This window comes from Limosilactobacillus equigenerosi DSM 18793 = JCM 14505 (assembly GCF_001311375.1).
GTDB lineage: Bacteria > Bacillota > Bacilli > Lactobacillales > Lactobacillaceae > Limosilactobacillus > Limosilactobacillus equigenerosi.
In genome coordinates, this window is sequence record NZ_BBAS01000023.1 from 1 (window position 1) to 17910 (window position 17910).

Here is a 17910-nt window from a genome sequence, read left to right on the forward strand (position 1 = left end):
TTGCCATTTGGCAACTTTTATATGATAACTTATATCAAGAAGTTTGTCAACAACTTTTTATAAGTTATTTCGTTGCTTACTTTCACAAGCAACTCATTCATGATAACAAATTATCAACCATTCGTCAACAACTTTTTATCAACATTTGAATCACTTACTCATCGAAGCAACTTAATTATCATAGCACCAATCTATCAGTGCGTCAACAATAAATTTAATTTAAATTGTCACGATTTATCACCGCTCAATTAGTGCTTATTTAATATACCAAGAACTATCGATTGATGCAACCCTTTTTCATAACTTTTTAAACTAGTTTTGGCTTTCCTGTTTCAGATAAACTTGGTACAATTTAATCGAATTTTATAAAGGAGTATATTTATGTCGTTAATTCAATTTTTAATTAGTTTTGTTTTACATATCGATGATCACATTGTTCAAATTGTAACTACCTTTGGTGATTGGTCATATGTGATTTTATTCGCGGTCATCTTTATTGAAACTGGAGCGGTGATTTTACCATTCTTACCTGGTGACTCATTACTATTCGCAGCCAGTGCCTTAGCTGCTAATCCAGCCTATCATTTAAATCCCTGGGTTTTTGCACTTGGTTTCTTCTTTGCTTGTCTTTTAGGTGACTCACTTAATTTTTGGATTGGAAAAAAAACGTTGAACGTTCACTCTCTAAGCACGCTTGGTTTACGAAACTGATTGATCAAGAAAGTTTAGCTAAAACCGAACGTTTCTTTGAAAAACATGGCGCCCCAGCAATTATCTTAGCTCGCTTCATGCCAATCATCCGTACCTTCGCTCCCTTTGCTGCGGCTGGATCTGGTTTCCCATATCGCCACTTTATTAAGTACAGTTTAGTTGGTTGTACGACTTGGGTCTTAATTTGTTGTGGTGGTGGTCATTTCTTTGGTAACTTACCATTCGTCCAAGAACACTTTTCATTAATTATCATTGGGATCATTGTTGTTTCTTTGATCCCCGCCGTTATTGGTTGGATGCGTTCTAAGTTGGCGAAATAACTGCTTCGTTTGCTGATTGGCTAATCCAATTAAACTCCCAATCAACAAACTAGTAATACCACCCCAAATTAACGTAAACCGTAAAAAGAATTTAACTGGTAATAGGTTAATGATTTGATCCGCTCGGGGACTAAAAATCCAGTCATGATTGGTAAAAACGACTTGATGTAATTGTAAAAACCAATCACCAAAGTCAATACTAATCATGACGATTAAAATTAACCACCCCATTAAACTGAATTTTAACACCGTGGATAGTTGCCATAACTGTCCACGGTTTTTAATTGGTACCACACCCACCAACTAGTAATCAAACTAATTATCCAAATCAACAGCCCCCCTTGCACCATAAACTTAACCTCGGTGAAGTGATGGTTGGCCCGCGATGATAAGGCCAGCTCCTGAAATGCTAGTCGTTGACCCGGCGTTAATAAATACCGAACCAAGCGCCAATATTCCTGGTGTTGGATGGTTGGTGAAAAGGATAACTGATTGGTCGTTATCCACATGCCTGATAAACCAAGGGTAATTAAAAAGGCAATGCCAATTGCACTTAACCAGCAACTAACACTACCACCATAAACAATTTTAGCAAATTTCACCTTAAAACTCCCATTCATCTAAGCTCATCACTTGATGGGTTGGTTGATGAGTTTCTTTGGCTACTTCATCAGGATGCGACACCCCGGTATAAACTAATAACGTCGCCATTCCCACCGCTTGGCCGGCTTGGATATCTGTATGATAATTATCACCAACCATGACCACTTGCTCTTTCGTTTGACCAACCCGCTCTAACGCCATATCCATAATTGTGGCATGCGGTTTCCCAATAATCGTGGCCTGTGGCTTTACGGCATATTGAACCAAGGCAATTAATGATCCTGCCCCCGGTAACATTCCCGCTTCTGACGGTAAATTGGTATCTGGATTAGTCCCAATAAATTGGGCACCAGCTTGAATGTTTAAGACCGCCGTCGCAAAATCGGCATACGTCGCATTATGATCCATCCCGACAACGACAAAATCAGGATGATGCGTCGTAATATAAAAACCCCGTTCTAAAAAGGCCTTATGTAAGCCCCATTCACCAATGATTTGCACCCGTTGCTTACCATTCGCAATCGAGGCTACATAATCAGCCGTTGCCAAAGCTGAGGTATAAACTTCACTGACATCAACTTTAATATCATGATATTTAGCCAAAAAAATCCACGACTTCTTGGGGCGTCCGGGTACTATTATTGGTTAACAACAATAATTGCTTTCCCGCTCCTTTTAAGCGCTCAATAAAACGTTTCCCAGCCGGGATTGGAATCGTCCCTTGGTAAATCGTCCCGTCTAAATCAACAAAATAGGTGTCATACTTACTCATTAATTGCCTCGTTTCTTATCACGAATCACAAATTTCCGTTTACTTGGTTGCTTTTGATCAGTAACCGTTTTAACTTCTTGGTGCCGTCGTTGTTGCGGTTTAGGCCGATTTTGCCGGCGTCGCTTTTCAACAAAACTTCCCTTCGTTGCCCGCCAGCCGAAATGCCGTTGCCCTCGTTTAGTCGTGTTGGCATTATTATTCCGTGGATTAGCCCGATGTGAACGTGGTAATACCACCTCATGGTTACGCAAAATAAAAAAATGCACACCCAAAATTACATTCTTCTTGTAAATATTGTGGGATTAATTCCATTCCCTTCATTGGTTCATACAATGGATTATCAGGAGCAAAAAAATCCCCGTAACCGTAATTGCGTATGCCCCCAATCACCAACAATATAATCATATTTAGTTAACACACTACTAAACCGATCAGCTAATTTCTCCGCCTCGAAGCCATCACGATATTCTTGAACTAATTCATATTGGTGCCCATTAATCAATAAATGCGTTGCATCTTGCATTTCGACACGATAAATTCCGGCGCGTTGGGCGGCACGCTGGTCGATATAGGCTTGTACTTGATCTCGTTTCACCCTAATTCACCTGACCTTTTTTTATTCTTAACTATCATATCACGTTCCAACGCCAAAAGAAAAACGAGGATAACTAGCTCAATCTAGTTATCCTCGTTCATATTAAGATTAATTACTTATTCCGTAACCGTTCAATATCACGAACAATCATTAATTCTTCATCCGTTGGAATTAAGAGTGCCTTGACCTTAGCATCTGCAGATGAGATGTCACGTTCAACTCCACGAACGTTGTTCTTTTCGTCATCAACACCCATTCCAACAAAGGCCAATTGATCAGCAATTTGCTTCCGGAAGTTAGCATCATTTTCACCAACCCCAGCAGTGAAGACCACGGCATCAACACCACCAAGTTCAGCCATGTAACTACCAATGTACTTAACCACGCGGTTTAAGTTAATATCTAAGGCTAACTTAGCCCGTTCGTTACCATTGTTGGCTTCAACTTCAACGTCCCGCATATCACTGGAAACGCCAGAAATCCCTAATAAACCAGAATCGTGGTTTAACATATCAATGATTTCATCACCCGAGACATTTAACTTCTTAGCCACAAAGTTAACCATTGATGGGTCAACATCCCCAGACCGCGTTGCCATCGTAACCCCAGCTAATGGCGTGAAGCCATTGAAGTATCGTATGACTTACCATTCTTAATAGCCGTTACTGAAGCCCCGGCCCCAATGTGACAAGTGATTAACTTCAAATCTTCTAATGGCTTGCCTAACATTTCAGCAGCTCGCGTCGCCACATACCGGTGACTCGTCCATGCGCACCATAACGACGAGCCCCAAACTTTTCGTACCATTCATAAGGCGTTGAGTAAAGAGCATTCATCTTTGGCATATCAGCGTGGAATGACGTATCAAATACCGCCACGGCAAAGGCATCTGGTAAGACTTCCTTAAAGGCCTTAATCCCTTGTAATTCAGCTGGGTTGTGCAATGGCGCATATTCTGATAAGGCATCGATTTGTTCCATGACCTTATCATCAATTACGGCTGAATCCTTAAAGTATTCCCCACCGGCCACAATCCGGTGACCAACAGCATCGATTTCATTGTAATCAGCCACAATGCCTAAGTTCTTTAATTGGTGTAATAAATATTCCACCGCTACTTCATGAGAAGCAAATGGCGTATCTTCTTCATGCTTTTGACCATCACCGTACTTGATCTTGGCATGCCCCATTTCTAAACCAATCCGTTCCAAGTTCCCTTCAGCAATCACTGCTTCACTTGGCATATCGAATAACTTAAACTTAACCGTTGAACTACCGGCGTTAATTGCAATTGTCTTTGACATGTTAATCTCCTCTTATTTTGTTTGTTTTAAATCGGTCGCTACCCATTGATCAATTTGGCGCATAAAGCGGGTAAACTCGCTTTGATCCGTCAACTTTGGAAAACTTCCCAATAAGACCTTGCCAACCTGGTGGGCATTGCCCCCTTGCCGTTGCAAAATCAAGATTGACTTAGCGGCTTTTTCATTAGCAAATAAATCACTCGGTAAATTCAAAATCCCTTGTAAATGGGCAACTGATTGAATCCAGCGAACCAATCCTTGCGATTCCGCTGATTGGAATAAAGTTTGTGGCACTAAGAATAACCCAAAACCACCTGGTTGTAAGTAATTCATCGCTTGTTCAATTAACAAGTGGTGAACATACGAATGCCCCGTCGCAGCTTTTGTAAGGTACTTCTCAGTATTATCGTCAAGTGGATAATATCCCACTGGCAAGTCAGCCACAACTAAATCAACTTGCGGTACTGATAAATCAAGAATGGCATCTTGATGATATAAATCAACCGCTGCCTTTTGCAGGGTCGTGCTGACGCTAGCGACCGCTAACATCATTTCATCATTATCAACCCCGTATCCTTGTACCGATTGATCCGTGGCTCGTTGCAACTGATTCATGACCGTTGTCAATAAATTTCCCGAACCAACGACCAGATCAAGCACTTGTAATGCTCGATCTACCGGTAAAATTCGTGTTGCTAACGCCGCCATTAACAATCCAATGGTATCCGGCGTGATTTGATAGTTACTTGGCAATTGATCTTGATGCGTTACCTTTAGCATACTCAATTGTACTAATTGACGCATCGTTTCAGCATCCGTCGGGCGGGCTAAAACTTGTTGATACATCGCTGCTAAGACAGCCTGATCTTCGGAATTGGGTACCCCATCTTCTACGCGGACACGTCCTTGATCAATTAAATTTTCGGCATTTTCTAAAAATGCATCTAAATATGAACTGTTCAACGCGGTTTGTAGGGTTTGGGTTCCCGCATCAAATTGCTGAAATAACTCTTCAAGCGTGGCACTCACCAGTACGATCACTCCTTTCATTTCAATACAAAAACAATTTTACTCATTTTCGCCCGTAAATTCAAGCAACTACTGAACAACAAACTGATACTGGTGCCGATTATTTAACGTCACCACCGTTTTATCAGCTTTTACCTGAACGTGCCCCCAATTATAATCAGCCGTCTGCTCATCCGTTAAATTCGCCATGGCTTGCGCTAAGAAGTATTCGCGTAATTGTTGATTTACCACTGATTGTTGCCGTAAGTAACCAGTCACCGTCAAGATACTACCCGTCACGGCGATCATGATCAACACGCTCGTTAATAGCAGTTGACCGGGTTGTTGGTAAGAAATGAATTTTCGTAACATGCGTCACCCGCTTTCCTCGTTTAACATACGCAGTTATCGTTTGCGCATTTTCCCGTCGAAAATAAACGACCCCGTGGGTCACTTGATACAACGGTTGATAGCCTTGCCCATTTTTAGCGAGGTAAATCCCATTTGATTGTTTAATTTGATAAGCACATTTTTCAACCCGGCTATACAAGGTTAAGGTCGTTTCACCCACCCGTTGCAGCTCAAATTGATATTGTCCGCCCTCTAAAACTTGAACCATCGTATACCACTGGGCTGGATCACTAACCTCAATTCGACTTAGCCTTGATAGTTTTTGGCTACCCCCGTTAATAATAAGCAGGTCACTGCTGCAACCATGAGAGCCACGATACATTCGATTAAGGTAAAGGCTTGGCGCTGATAATCATTCATTGACGCACCACCCGCATTAAGAGCCGCTGATGTTTACTAACTTGCAACTGCCGTTTGGTTACTTCAACCCGATAGGCATCCACCTGATAGTTTTGGTCCATTTTAGTATCCCGATACCGGTCACTAGCCTCTTTTAATAATCGCGCGCTCATAATTTGATCGTTAAGGCGTGTTTTCACTAAGTGGACACCACCCCAAAACATTACCAGCTCAACGCCACTAAGCTCGTAATCATTAAGGCGACAGTTTGTTCGGCCAGAATAAAACCGGGGCTTTTTTTCGCGCCGCAGATGGTATTCGCCCCCACCCATTTGAAAAGTAATTGCATATTGATAATCCTCATCATTATTAACTAGTTGCCAAGTTTGTGGCGCCGTATACGCCGTATGATTTTGAATCGTTACTTGCCGGTCATTCCGCACTTGCAATGACTTCGGAACTGAAATCCGGGCATCCGGGGCGGCCTTAAAATGTTGAAAATACATTTGGTGTTTACTCGGCAAGTAAACAATTACAGTTGGGCCATCCCCCCGGCGCGCCGTTTGTAATCCCACTAAATATTGCTGCCGAAACCGATGCCAGAAAACTTGTTCATTTAAATTCATTTGCATCCGTCGCACTTGTGGACCACTCAACAAAATCATCAACGCCACCATCCCTAACACAATTAACAACTCGACTAACGTAAAGGCTGGTCGTTTCATTTTTCCACCCGACCATCAACTAATTTTAAATGCACCGTTTGGGCGCGTTTTTCTTGGGCCGGAGTTAAGTAATGCTCACTTACTAATTGATCAAGATTGCGGGCTGGCTCCCCATGATCATCTGCATATAGATCCGCTTGGGTTTGCACGACGTTCACTAATGCGTCCCGACTAACCGTATCAGCATGTTTCCGTTGTCCCGTTAAGTTAGGTAAAATCAATAAAATTAAAAGACTAATAATAAACAAAACCACAATCATTTCGACTAAGGTAAAGGCACGTTGTTTCATTTTCATTTAATTCACCGCCTGTAAAGAATGATAAAGAGGTAACAATAAACTTAAATACATCCCACCAATCATGATGGCCACAACAATAAATAAAATCGGTTGCACTAACTCTAATAATTGTTCCGTCCGGGTTAAAAATTGCCGAAATAAGACCTGCCCATAAACTTCTAATTCATGACCTAAAGCACCTACTGTCAATCCCCGCCCAAGAAACGCCGCTAACTCATTTGGTAAATATCCAGACCGTTCAATAACTTGTGCTAACGATTGTCCCTGCGCCACTTGGGACTCTAACGTGGCAAACGTTTGATGCAAAATCGATTCCGGGTGATATTGTTGCGCTAACCGCGTCATTTCTTGCCATGACATTCCTTGCGACAGCATCATTGCTAAATTGCTCACCAAATAATATTGCCAATATAAACGTAAATATCGCCCAATTAGTGGCTGGCGACATAACCAATTGATCCGTTGTAACCGTGTCATTCGATAATACCGAATTCCTTGGATAACGATAATTGTCCCGCCTGCACTAGCCGTCGTAATTAGTCCCTGCACACTAATGATTTGGGGCCACGACGGGGGCGTAGTAACTTGTAAACTTTGAATTTGGGGCCAAATCATCCGCCCCATCACGATGCCAAATCCCCCTAACATTACTAAGAGTAGCAATGGGTATTGCAAGAGCCCTCTTAATTTCCGTTGTTGCCGAACTTGTTGGGTTAAGTACTGACCAACTTGGTGAATCGTTTGGTGTAACGAGCCATGACTCTCCGCTAATTGCAATTGATAGTACAAATCAATCCGAATCCACGGTTTAAGCGCCGTGGCTAATGATTGGCCGGTGGCGAGTTCGGTGGCCACGCCGGTCCAAATCATCGCCAACTCAGGGAAAAACCGCTCAGTAAATTGTAAAGCTTGTTGTAACGACATCCCATTCGCTAAGGCGTCCCCCATAAAAGTAAACCACCGTGCCTGGGCGGCTAGTCGCCACTTAACCGGTTTGGAATTGCTGTGCCACTTGCGCATCAAGTTGTCCCTCCTTTACTAATTTAGCTAACCATTGAGTCCATTCAGCGCCAATTACGGCTGGTGGCGACTGGTCAATCGCCGTTTGTAAGGCTGAGTGGACCAATTGATCAAATAGTACGGCCCACGTCCCATCCGTTTTCGGAATTAACCGTTGATAATTAATTCCCAATAATGCTTGCGACAAATAATACTCACTCACCCCTAATTGGCGTAAACGACTTAACACTCCCCGGGCATTCCGAGCGTGAATGGTTGCTAAGACCAATTGACCACTTAAACCAGCTTGAATCGCTAACTGAGCGGTTCGTGCATCCCGTATTTCACCGATAATTAAAATTTGGGGCCGATGCCGTAAACTAACCTTCAATAAAGTTAAATCATCCATCCCGGATAATTCATTAACCTGCGTTTGCAAAAATTGCGGTTGGGTAATTTCGACTGGATCTTCAATCGTCATCACCGTCTTATTTTCCCCGACCAAGGTTGCCAGTTGATACATCGTCGTCGTTTTGCCTGATCCCATCGGTCCCGCGAATAGCATCACGCCCGTTTGGTGCCCAAGTTGCTGTAATTGAGACCACTGGGCTGGAACTAAGACTTGAAATTGATTAGTTACGGGATAAATGAACCGCACTACTAATGATTCTTGTCCGGCATAATTTCCGACCGTCGATAACCGAACGTCAACTCCTTGGCCCGTGCGATTAACTAAGTGCAATGCCCCTGCTTGCGGCCGCCGATGCTCACTAATATTCATATTGGCGCGAAATTTTAAATATGACATAATGCGCTTCGCACTCGCCACCGAAAACTGTTGCCGCGTAATTAACTCCCCGGCAATTAATACCCGTAATTGATAGCAATCTGCTTGCGGCCATAAATACGCATCCGTCACTTGTTCGTCCATTAAAGCTTGTAAGCCACGTTGAATTTGTTGTTCCATGCTTAACCGTCCTCCTAGTAAATAAATACCCGGTTAGTAACAATTTGAACCAACAAAAAACGTGCCAATTCAAACTGAACTGACACGTTAAGTTAATTATTTAATTACGTTATAAGTGGCTTTTCCGTCTTTAGCTGTAAATAAGGCTTGCTGAGCATCATTTGGGGAGGCTAATTCTAGACTATAACCACTCCCAAGCGCCTTCTTAATCGAGGCTGATGATTGCGTTAAATTCTTGGTTAAATTATCCCAACCAATTTGTTCCGCAATACTATGATCATTTTGCATGGCCGTTAAAGCTTCCTTCATTTGATCATCCGTTGGCGTAATCACAAACGTTTGATCCTTTTCCCGGTATGATACAGACCCCATTTTTTTCAAATGACTTTTGCAATTGCCCCAAAATGTACTTTTCTTGCGTTCCCTTGTTCGCCGTATTTTGTGATGATAACACACCATTTCCGACTAGTGAACTTTGCGTGGCCGCCGCATTTTCAGCTACGGCAGCCCGGTGGCGTTGCGTTTGGATTACTCCCATCACACCCCAAACCGTACCGGCCAAGCTCACTAACACTAAGAAAGTTGCAAATTTCCATTGCCCATATTGTTGGATTGAATTAACTAAGTAGAAACAAGCTAGGATAAAGACTAAGCCTGCCATAACCGCTAACACTAACATTTTAATCCCCTTTTAAAATTCCATGAGCGTCTTAATCTTGTACCCCTTTAAGCGTTCCCGCCCGTTAAGGTCCTTTAAATCAATTAAAAACGCACAGCCGACAACTTCACCACCCATTTGTTCCACTAAATCAATCGTGGCCGAAATTGTCCCACCAGTGGCTAATAAGTCGTCAACAATTAACACCTTTTGGCCCGGCTTAATCGCATCATTTTCCATCTGCAACGTGGCAGAACCATATTCCAAGGTGTATGAAGCACTCACCGCTGGCCGCGGTAATTTACCTTTCTTCCGAGCAGCTGCAAAGCCAACCCCTAATTCAAAGGCTACCGGACAGCCCACAATAAAGCCCCGTGATTCTGGTCCGACCACCATATCGACGCCTTGTTCCCGAGCAAAGGCCGCAATTTCATCCGTGGCTTGTTTAAATGCTTCACCATCCGCCATTAACGGCAAGATGTCACGGAAAATCACCCCTTTTTCAGGGTAATCAGGAACAGATGCAACATAATCATAAAGATTAACAGTCATTGATTTATTTCTCCTCTATCCATGGTTTAGCCATGTTTGCACTTGACGCATAAATTGGTGCCCCGGTAGCCCTAGCAATTGTTGATACAAACTTTGCATGGCTACTTGGACTTGATACCGGTTCGTTGCCGTAATATCTTGATGCATCGGTGCTGATACTATTTTTAAAAAACCATCTTTTATTATAACAAATCCTGCCTCAATAAACACTTGAATCATGAAGATTATTTGGTCTTGTGGCAAGTGTAATTGCGCCGCCACCGCCGGTAATTGTTGATTAACATTGATCACTTGCACTTGTTGGAAGAATTGATATAAGCCCACAAATTGCGAGCGTGGTGGGAACGTACTTAAAGCTTGGTGATGCGTATACAACCAAAAGACGACTTCACTCGCAGCAGCTAATTGCGGTAATAATTGTTGTAATTGACTCGCTTGCGGTGGACAATCCACAATAATTATTTGTTGATCCACAATTTCCGTCGCCGTTAAAGTCGTCGGACTCACTACCTGGCCGGCCGCATTCCCATCAATATTCTCCCGCAGCCGGTCATCAAATACCACGTACGTTGCAGTGCTTTGGAACATTTTGGGGACTAATTGGCGCGTCCGAGCATCCGTAATTTGTACCCCCGTTGTTGCTAAATCAGTGTAAAAGATTTGTGGCGTTACCCGTCCTTGCCACCGATTTAACGCTAACGTTCCGACAACCTTAACGGTACTTTCAACCGGAACTTCTGGGGCTAACTTAGGTTCATTGAAAGCTAATACATCAACCGGGGTCGCCGCCGCCAGTTGTAATTTGGTATGTCGTTTATCTTGACCAATTAACAAACTCTGACTAACTGTTGCCGGCCCAATCTCAAAGACTGGTTCTTCATTGCCAGGACCAAATGGAGCTAATCGTTGAATTTGGGTGACCAAATCTGCCGTTACACTCGCCATTGGTAAGGTCGCCGCCACGGTTAACGCAGGAGTCTGCGTAGCATCAAAGCCTTGTGCTTGACTAGCTTGTTCTAAGCTTGGGCTAATTGATCAAGGTTGGCAACCGGTAATGATAATCCGCACGCCATCGTATGCCCGCCAAAACTAGTCATTAGGTCCCGGTGTTGATCAAGAGCTTGGAATAAATCAAAGCCCGCCACGCCCCGACCAGAGCCTTTCGCCAGTTGGCCATCTTCACTGCCCAACACAATCGTTGGTTTCCCAGTGGTTGCCACAACGTGACTGGCCACAATCCCCAGCACGCCTTGATGCCAACCATCACCATTAATAACTAGCGTCTGCCGGGCTTGATTGGCTGGCGTTTGCGCTTGAGCATCCGCTTGTTGATTTAACTCTTTGACAATCCGTTGCCGCTCTTGATTGGCGGCATCGACTTGCTGGGCCAAGGCAACAACTTGTTCGTCATCAAATGACGTTAACAATTCAACGCCAAGATTAGCATCGCCTAACCGCCCCAGCGCATTTAACCGGGGCGCTAATTGAAAACCAATTGTTTGTTCATCTACTTCGGCTAACTTAACTTTGGCTAACTTCAATAATTCGGTGACCCCAGGGCGCATTCCCGTTTGAAGTTGTTGGAGCCCCAACTTAATTAAGGCGCGGTTTTCCCCTGTTACGTCAACTAAATCGGCTAATTCCCCCATCGCCACGAGGTCTAACACTTCCGTGGGAAATTCTTCTAACAATGCCCAGGCAACTTTAAACGCCACGCCAACGCCGGACAAATCGCCACCTGGATACTCACTTCCTGGATATTGGGGGTGCACAATTGGGACATCAACCGGTAATGCGGCTGGAATTGAATGGTGGTCAGTTACTACAACATCAATCCCTTGGGCTTTGACCGCCGCAATTTCATCCTTACCCGAAATTCCATTATCCACCGTTAAAATTAATTGGGTCCCTTGCTCAATTAAGCGTTGATATGCTGCTAAATTAGGCCCATAGCCGTCCGTAAACCGATTCGGAATATAGTAGTTAACCTCTGCTCCAATTCCCGTTAAAACTTCATACATTAACGCCGTACTCGTTAAACCGTCAACGTCATAATCACCATAAATGGTAATTTTCTCACCATTCGCTACGGCCATTTCTAAACGTTCAACCGCGGCGTCGATGTCATGCAGGCCATGTGGATCCGCAATATCTTGCAACTGCGGTTTTAAAAAGTGTTGCGCCGCCGTTAAACTATCAATCCCCCGCGCAACTAATAAGTTCGCTAACGCAACTGGTAATTGACATTGGTCACTAATTTCTGCGACAAGATTTTGCTTGTCAACCGGCGGTAGCGTTTGCCATTGGTATTTTGGATTATGCATATTTGCTCCTATTAAAAACAGGAAAGCGCAGTTCATTAAACTACGCTTTCATCTTAATCATCTAAATGTTGCTTATCTTGTTGGTAATTAAAGGCCCGTTTAATCGCCCAGTCCCCTAAGCCAGGGACCAAACTATATAGCCAACTCCAATAAGTCGTTGCGGCCGGTACATTAATTTCGCGCGTCTTGTGACCAACGTTGTCCCACACTTGTTGGGCCAATTGATCAGCCGTTAAGACTAATTGCCGTGGCAACATCGCCCGATATTGGCCACTTGGATCAGCTTTATCAAAGAAGGCCGTATCAACTGGTCCCGGATTAACCGTCAACACTTGCACGCCATAATCAGCCACTTCCATCCGCAAAATATTATCAAATTGAATCACTCCCGCTTTAGTTGCCGAATAAACCGCACTATGTGGGGTCGGGATTTTTCCCGCTAACGAACCGAGATTAATAATCGCTCCCGCTCCTTGATCCATCATTTGTTGCGCCACCCGGCGACTCAAATACATCGTCGCTAATAAGTTTACCTGCAACATCGTTTGCATCATTTGGCTAGATTGCTTAACCACCGGCTGCATATCACCTAACCCAGCTGCGTTAACTAAGACATCAATCGTCCCGACTTCATGTTGAACCGTGGCTAATACCGCATCAACTTTATCCGGATTCGTCACGTCTAATTGATAATGAAACGCTGGTCGCCCGGATAAAATTAAACATTCCCGTTCAACCGCGACGAGGGCTTCTTCATTCCGGGCACAGACGACTACAATCGCCCCGCGCCGGGCAGCTTCTAGTGCTAGCGCCCGCCCGATTCCTTGGGAACCCCCGGTAATCAACACCACTTTATTTTTTTAGTAATCGTAAAGCTTTTAAGCGTCGTAACATATTTTGCATCGTTCTTGACCTCGTTGCTTAATCTTTAAACGGAATCTCAATAATATCAAAATCCTTCACAACGCGCGTATTCGCAAAAATCTTTTGTACTTGGTAGGCTAATTGATTGGCCGCCTTCCCAACATAACGCGCCGAAATGTGGGTCAATAATAAGCGCCCCACTTGGGCCTCCTTAGCGACTTGGGCGGCTTGCGCACTTGTTGAATGATAGTAATTATGCGCCATCTTTTGTTCATTACGCGCGAATGTCCCTTCATGCACTAACACGTCTGCATGTTGGGCTAACTTAACCGCATTTTGATTGGTCCGGGTATCCGGAACAATCGCCACAATCCGCCCTGGTTGTGGTTGCCCAATGAAGTCTTGCCCATTAATCACACGACCATCGGGTAAGGTCACTGTCTTCCCGGCCTTAATTTGGCCATAAATTGGCCCCGACGGAATTTCCATCGCCCGGAGTTTATCAACTAACAATTCCCCTGGGTGATCAGCTTCCACAATCCGGTACCCATAACATTCAATTTTATGATCCATCTTCCGGGCTTCAACAGTAAACATTTGATCACGGAAAATTTCCCCTTCGTGAGTAATTTCCACAAACTTCAACGGATAGCTTAACCGAGTTTCGCTGACCCGCAAGGCGGTATTAACAAAATCCTTTACACCGACTGGCCCATAAACCGTTAAAGGTTCATTGCCCCCTTGAAAGGAGCGGGAACTTAATAACCCTGGGAGTCCAAATAAATGATCCCCATGTAAATGAGTAATAAAAATCTTTTCAATTTTCCGGGGACGAATGGTCGTATGTAAGATTTGGTGTTGCGTGGCTTCCCCAACATCAAACAGCCAAACCGAATTCCGTTCTTCTAACAGCTTCAACGCCACACTTGAAACATTACGTTGCTTGCTGGGCGATCCTGCCCCAGTTCCTAAAAATTCTAATTGCATGCTTTAACCTAGCTTTCTATTGCACGAATTCAAAGACAAAATCTTCAATCCGAACTAAGTCCCCACTTTGGATTCCTTTAGCTCGTAAGGCTTCATCAACCCCCATGCCCCGCAATTGCCGAGCAAACCGCATTTGACTTTCTTCATGATCAAGATTAGTCATGACAAAGAGGCGTTCTAACTTCGCCCCGCCTAAGACCCAAGTTCCATCATCATCACGCGTAATCGTAAAGGATGGTTCATCATCCAAGTCAGCTGTGTATTCAACACTTGGATCAACCACTGGTTCTAAGGCAAAACTTGGCGTTTCTTCAACTAAGTTAGCGGCGCGTTGCATTAATTCTTTAACTCCGTCATGCGTAATCGCTGAAATCGCAAAGACTTCTGGCACCGTTGGTAACGTCTTATCTTGCGCCAATAATTCCTTAAAAGCAGCCAAGTGAGCTTGGGCATCTGGTAAGTCCATCTTGGTTGCCACCACAATTTGTGGCCGTTCTAATAAGGCCGGATCATATGTAGCTAATTCATGGTTAATTTGATGGAACTTTTCAAGGGCTTGTTCGCTATCCTGGTTCCCAAGATCCACTAAGTGTAATAAGACGCGGGTCCGTTCGATGTGCCGTAAGAATTGTAATCCTAATCCAATCCCTTTCGAAGCGCCTTCGATTAACCCTGGCATATCAGCAATCGCAAAATCACGTCCATCCGGCAAGGCCACCATTCCTAAATTAGGCACCAACGTCGTAAATTCGTACGCCGCAATTTTAGGCTTCGCTCCTGTAACAACTGAGAGCAAGGTTGACTTCCCAACGGATGGAAAGCCGATTAACCCAACATCGGCTAACATCTTTAATTCAAGTTCTAATTCGCGACTTTCACCTGGTTCCCCATTTTCCGCAATTTCCGGGGCTGGGTTCCGTGGCGTTGCAAAGCGCATGTTTCCACGGCCACCACGGCCTCCTTTGGCCACTACTAGTTCTTGGTCGGGTTCTACTAAGTCACCAATAATTTGCCCCGTCCCTAAATCACGAACCGTTGTTCCTTGAGGGACAGCCACAATCATGTCTTGGGCATTAGCTCCCGTCATTTGCTTACTCATCCCGTTTTGGCCCGGTTTAGCTTTAAAAATCTTGTGGTAGCGGAAGTCCATTAAGGTCCGTAAGCCGGAATCCACCTTAAAGATGATACTCCCACCACGGCCACCGTCACCACCGGCTGGGCCACCGTTTGGAACGTACTTTTCCCGCCGGAAAGCGACCATCCCATTCCCACCATGGCCAGCGTGGACCTCAACTTTAATTTGATCAACAAAGGTTGCCATTTATTTACTTCTCCGTTCTAACTTAATATGTCTAGTATATGCAATATTTTGAGTGGCGTCAAAATCAGTCATGACTACTTGGTTTCGCCACTTCGGCTTGTTTTTGTAACGAAACTTTAATTAATTGCGCCGTGGGTTCGTTAATTCCTAGCGCTCGTAAATCTTCAACCGACGCCTGCGCAATCTTATTAATCGAACCATATTCTTTCATCAATTTCGTCCGTGTCCGCGGGCCAACTCCTTTAATCGCATCAAGGCGTGAACTAAGCGAATGTTTCGTCCGTACCGAGCGGTGGAAGGTCACTGCAAACCGGTGCACCTCATCTTGAATCCGTTGCACGAGATAAAATCCCTGGCTGCGGGGATCTAAATTAATATGGTCATCTTGGGGCCCAAACAACAAATCAGCCGTTTTATGATGATCATTTTTCACCATCCCCACCACGGGAATATCTAAATCAAGTTCATTTTCTAACACATCCCGTGCTGCTTGCATTTGAATTACTCCCCCGTCCATCATAATGATGTCCGGCATCGGCGCTCCTTCTTTTAACAAGCGGGTATAGCGGCGCCGAATGACTTCTTTCGTACTAGCCGTTTCATCCGCATGATTAATCACCGTCGTCAGCTTATATTTGCGATATAACTTTTTGACGGGTTCTCCATCAACAAAGACCACCATCGCCGACACCGGATCCGTTCCTTGAATATGCGAATGGTCAAAGGCTTCAATCGTATGCCCACTTGGTAAACCTAGGGCATCGGTAATTTCTTGCATTGCCCCCGTTGTTTTCTTCGTATCCATCGCCAGTAACCGAAAGCGTTCATCTAATGACAATTGGGCGTTTTCCGTGGCCATAGCTACTAATTCCTTTTTCTCGCCACGTTGCGGGGTCCGCACTGGCACACCTAAAATTTCACTAATTTCCGAATTAGGCAGACCAGCCTGAACTAAAATTTCCTTAGGCGGCAATTGATTAGCTTGTTGATAAAATTGAATGATAAAATTTGTAATTTCTTCGACTGGTTCGTCCACTATTGGGAACAAGCGTTTAATTCGCTTCATTAAGCGGGCTTGGCGAATAAAGAAAATTTGAATACTTAACCACCCTTTATCAACATACCAACTAAAAATGTCCCGCGGGGTTTGATCATTGGAAATAATTTTTTGTTTTTCCACCGTCACCTTAATATAGTGCAATTGATCCCGCAACTCGGCCGCCCGTTCAAACTCTAAGTTCGCCGCGGCAACTTCCATTTGTTGTTGCAACTCACGCGTAATCGCCGCCGTATTGCCATTTAAAAAGGACTTAATTGCCTTAATCTGCCGCTCATACTCCGCGCGCGGAACGGGCTTAAAACAAGCCCCCAAGCATTGTCCCAAGTGATAATATAAACATGGTCGACTTGATGACCATGACAGCGCCGTAACGGATAAACCTTCCACAACAACTGCAAAGTTTCTTGCGCGGCCGTCGCATTCGGATAGGGGCCGAAATAGTAGGCCCCATCATTTTCAATCGTCGAAACCATTTTTAATTCTGGATCTCGATCATTGGTAATTTTAATATATGGATAGCCCGTCCCTTCTTTTAATAAAATATTAAAATGCGTTGATGCTTTTGAATTAACGTAATTTCTAAGAGAAAGGACTCTTTATTGGTGGCGGTGATAATCGTCTCAAAATCAGCTACTTCGCTCACCATCTTCGCTACTTTGCCTTCATGATGACTTTTAAAATATGAACGCACCCGATTTTTGAGGTTCTTGGCTTTACCGACATAAATAATCGTTCCTGCTGCATTTTTCATTAAGTAACAGCCCGGCTTGTCTGGTAGTAACCGTAATTTATGTTCAAGATATTCACTTGCCATTAATCCCGCCTCCTTTCGCTATCTTTAACTAATCTATTTTATTACATTTGCCAACGGTCTCGCAATTAATCCGGTTCATTCTGTGATACAATACGTACAAAGCCATGAGGAGGAATTTAAGATGGGACTTGTAACACGCCGGAACGAACAACTTGATGAACTATTTAATAAATTTGCCGTTGAACCCCGGACAAAGCCGGGACAAAAACCAACTAATAAACCGGACCAACCAAAACCAACCGAGGCCAAAGCACAACCAAAATCATAAACTAAAAAC

19 protein-coding genes and 6 pseudogenes are annotated in these 17910 nt (G+C 44.0%); 2 read left to right on the forward strand and 23 right to left on the reverse strand.

The annotated features are described in order from the left end of the window. Window positions 1-390 precede the first annotated feature (390 nt). A pseudogene (locus tag JCM14505_RS08015) lies at window positions 391-1031 on the forward strand (VTT domain-containing protein). Here the strand turns inward: JCM14505_RS08015 and JCM14505_RS10505 are convergent. The 23 genes and pseudogenes from JCM14505_RS10505 to uvrC all read right to left on the reverse strand — a co-directional run bounded on the left by JCM14505_RS10505 (window position 954) and on the right by uvrC (window position 17633). After that, window positions 954-1651, reverse strand: a pseudogene (locus tag JCM14505_RS10505) (TIGR01906 family membrane protein). The pseudogenes JCM14505_RS08015 and JCM14505_RS10505 sit on opposite strands and share 78 nt — an antisense overlap. Beyond that, window positions 1635-2406: pseudogene (locus tag JCM14505_RS08030) on the reverse strand (TIGR01457 family HAD-type hydrolase). Before JCM14505_RS08030 ends, JCM14505_RS10505 begins: the two co-directional pseudogenes overlap by 17 nt. Further along, window positions 2406-2678: a hypothetical protein gene (locus JCM14505_RS09805; protein WP_054653940.1), complete on the reverse strand. Its 273-nt coding sequence runs from the start codon at window positions 2676-2678 to the stop codon at window positions 2406-2408. The pseudogene JCM14505_RS08030 and the gene JCM14505_RS09805 overlap by 1 nt, the downstream one beginning before the upstream one ends. Beyond that, window positions 2650-2811, reverse strand: coding sequence for a YutD-like domain-containing protein (locus JCM14505_RS10510; RefSeq protein ID WP_369395526.1), 162 nt, complete (start codon window positions 2809-2811; stop codon window positions 2650-2652). Before JCM14505_RS10510 ends, JCM14505_RS09805 begins: the two co-directional genes overlap by 29 nt. Continuing rightward, window positions 2747-3001: a YutD-like domain-containing protein gene (locus JCM14505_RS09810; RefSeq protein WP_054653942.1), complete on the reverse strand. Its 255-nt coding sequence runs from the start codon at window positions 2999-3001 to the stop codon at window positions 2747-2749. The genes JCM14505_RS10510 and JCM14505_RS09810 overlap by 65 nt, the downstream gene beginning before the upstream one ends. Before the next feature lie 112 nt (window positions 3002-3113). Continuing rightward, window positions 3114-4305: pseudogene (locus tag JCM14505_RS08045) on the reverse strand (acetate kinase). A 12-nt stretch (window positions 4306-4317) separates the two neighbouring features. Beyond that, entirely contained in the window at window positions 4318-5337 is a 1020-nt protein-coding gene (locus tag JCM14505_RS08050) for a class I SAM-dependent methyltransferase (RefSeq protein ID WP_439646041.1), read from the reverse strand. 66 nt (window positions 5338-5403) lie between these two features. Further along, window positions 5404-5622 carry a hypothetical protein gene (locus JCM14505_RS08055; RefSeq protein WP_054653946.1) on the reverse strand — a complete coding sequence of 73 codons (219 nt, stop codon included), beginning with the start codon at window positions 5620-5622 and terminating at the stop codon, window positions 5404-5406. Further along, window positions 5603-5932: a hypothetical protein gene (locus JCM14505_RS08060; protein ID WP_054653948.1), complete on the reverse strand. Its 330-nt coding sequence runs from the start codon at window positions 5930-5932 to the stop codon at window positions 5603-5605. Before JCM14505_RS08060 ends, JCM14505_RS08055 begins: the two co-directional genes overlap by 20 nt. Window positions 5933-5970: 38 nt before the next feature. Further along, on the reverse strand, window positions 5971-6084 hold the full coding sequence (locus JCM14505_RS08820; protein WP_082405683.1) for a prepilin-type N-terminal cleavage/methylation domain-containing protein: 114 nt from the start codon (window positions 6082-6084) through the stop codon (window positions 5971-5973). Then, window positions 6081-6788 carry a type II secretion system protein gene (locus JCM14505_RS08065; RefSeq protein ID WP_054653950.1) on the reverse strand — a complete coding sequence of 236 codons (708 nt, stop codon included), beginning with the start codon at window positions 6786-6788 and terminating at the stop codon, window positions 6081-6083. Before JCM14505_RS08065 ends, JCM14505_RS08820 begins: the two co-directional genes overlap by 4 nt. Then, a complete protein-coding gene (comGC, locus tag JCM14505_RS08070) occupies window positions 6785-7084 on the reverse strand; it encodes a competence type IV pilus major pilin ComGC (protein ID WP_054653952.1) in 300 nt (99 codons plus the stop codon). Before comGC ends, JCM14505_RS08065 begins: the two co-directional genes overlap by 4 nt. Continuing rightward, window positions 7085-8107 (reverse strand): type II secretion system F family protein, encoded by a 1023-nt coding sequence (locus tag JCM14505_RS08075; RefSeq protein WP_054653954.1) that lies wholly within the window; start codon window positions 8105-8107, stop codon window positions 7085-7087. Continuing rightward, window positions 8073-9053: a competence type IV pilus ATPase ComGA gene (comGA, locus tag JCM14505_RS08080; protein ID WP_054653956.1), complete on the reverse strand. Its 981-nt coding sequence runs from the start codon at window positions 9051-9053 to the stop codon at window positions 8073-8075. Before comGA ends, JCM14505_RS08075 begins: the two co-directional genes overlap by 35 nt. A 96-nt stretch (window positions 9054-9149) precedes the next feature. After that, the gene (locus tag JCM14505_RS08085) at window positions 9150-9386 is read right to left on the reverse strand and encodes a hypothetical protein (protein WP_054653958.1); all 237 of its coding nucleotides are present in this window, start codon (window positions 9384-9386) and stop codon (window positions 9150-9152) included. Continuing rightward, the gene (locus JCM14505_RS08090; protein WP_054653960.1) at window positions 9367-9732 is read right to left on the reverse strand and encodes a hypothetical protein; all 366 of its coding nucleotides are present in this window, start codon (window positions 9730-9732) and stop codon (window positions 9367-9369) included. The genes JCM14505_RS08085 and JCM14505_RS08090 overlap by 20 nt, the downstream gene beginning before the upstream one ends. Window positions 9733-9744: 12 nt before the next feature. After that, window positions 9745-10263 (reverse strand): adenine phosphoribosyltransferase, encoded by a 519-nt coding sequence (locus JCM14505_RS08095; RefSeq protein ID WP_054653962.1) that lies wholly within the window; start codon window positions 10261-10263, stop codon window positions 9745-9747. A gap of 15 nt (window positions 10264-10278) precedes the next feature. Then, on the reverse strand, window positions 10279-11208 hold the full coding sequence (locus JCM14505_RS09065) for a single-stranded-DNA-specific exonuclease C-terminal domain-containing protein (RefSeq protein ID WP_156249878.1): 930 nt from the start codon (window positions 11206-11208) through the stop codon (window positions 10279-10281). 71 nt (window positions 11209-11279) lie between these two features. After that, the gene (gene recJ / locus JCM14505_RS09070) at window positions 11280-12587 is read right to left on the reverse strand and encodes a single-stranded-DNA-specific exonuclease RecJ (protein ID WP_162200509.1); all 1308 of its coding nucleotides are present in this window, start codon (window positions 12585-12587) and stop codon (window positions 11280-11282) included. Between the two features lie 53 nt (window positions 12588-12640). Next, window positions 12641-13481: pseudogene (locus JCM14505_RS08105) on the reverse strand (SDR family NAD(P)-dependent oxidoreductase). 27 nt (window positions 13482-13508) lie between these two features. Beyond that, window positions 13509-14438 carry a ribonuclease Z gene (gene rnz, locus JCM14505_RS08110; RefSeq protein WP_054653965.1) on the reverse strand — a complete coding sequence of 310 codons (930 nt, stop codon included), beginning with the start codon at window positions 14436-14438 and terminating at the stop codon, window positions 13509-13511. Between the two features lie 16 nt (window positions 14439-14454). Continuing rightward, window positions 14455-15759, reverse strand: a complete 1305-nt coding sequence (obgE, locus tag JCM14505_RS08115; protein ID WP_054653967.1) for a GTPase ObgE — start codon at window positions 15757-15759, stop codon at window positions 14455-14457. A 64-nt stretch (window positions 15760-15823) separates the two neighbouring features. Next, window positions 15824-17633, reverse strand: a pseudogene (gene uvrC, locus JCM14505_RS08120) (excinuclease ABC subunit UvrC). 121 nt (window positions 17634-17754) lie between these two features. On the opposite strand from uvrC, the gene JCM14505_RS09240 reads away from it, so the two are divergent. Further along, the gene (locus JCM14505_RS09240) at window positions 17755-17901 is read left to right on the forward strand and encodes an SPJ_0845 family protein (protein ID WP_162839109.1); all 147 of its coding nucleotides are present in this window, start codon (window positions 17755-17757) and stop codon (window positions 17899-17901) included. Window positions 17902-17910 lie beyond the last annotated feature (9 nt).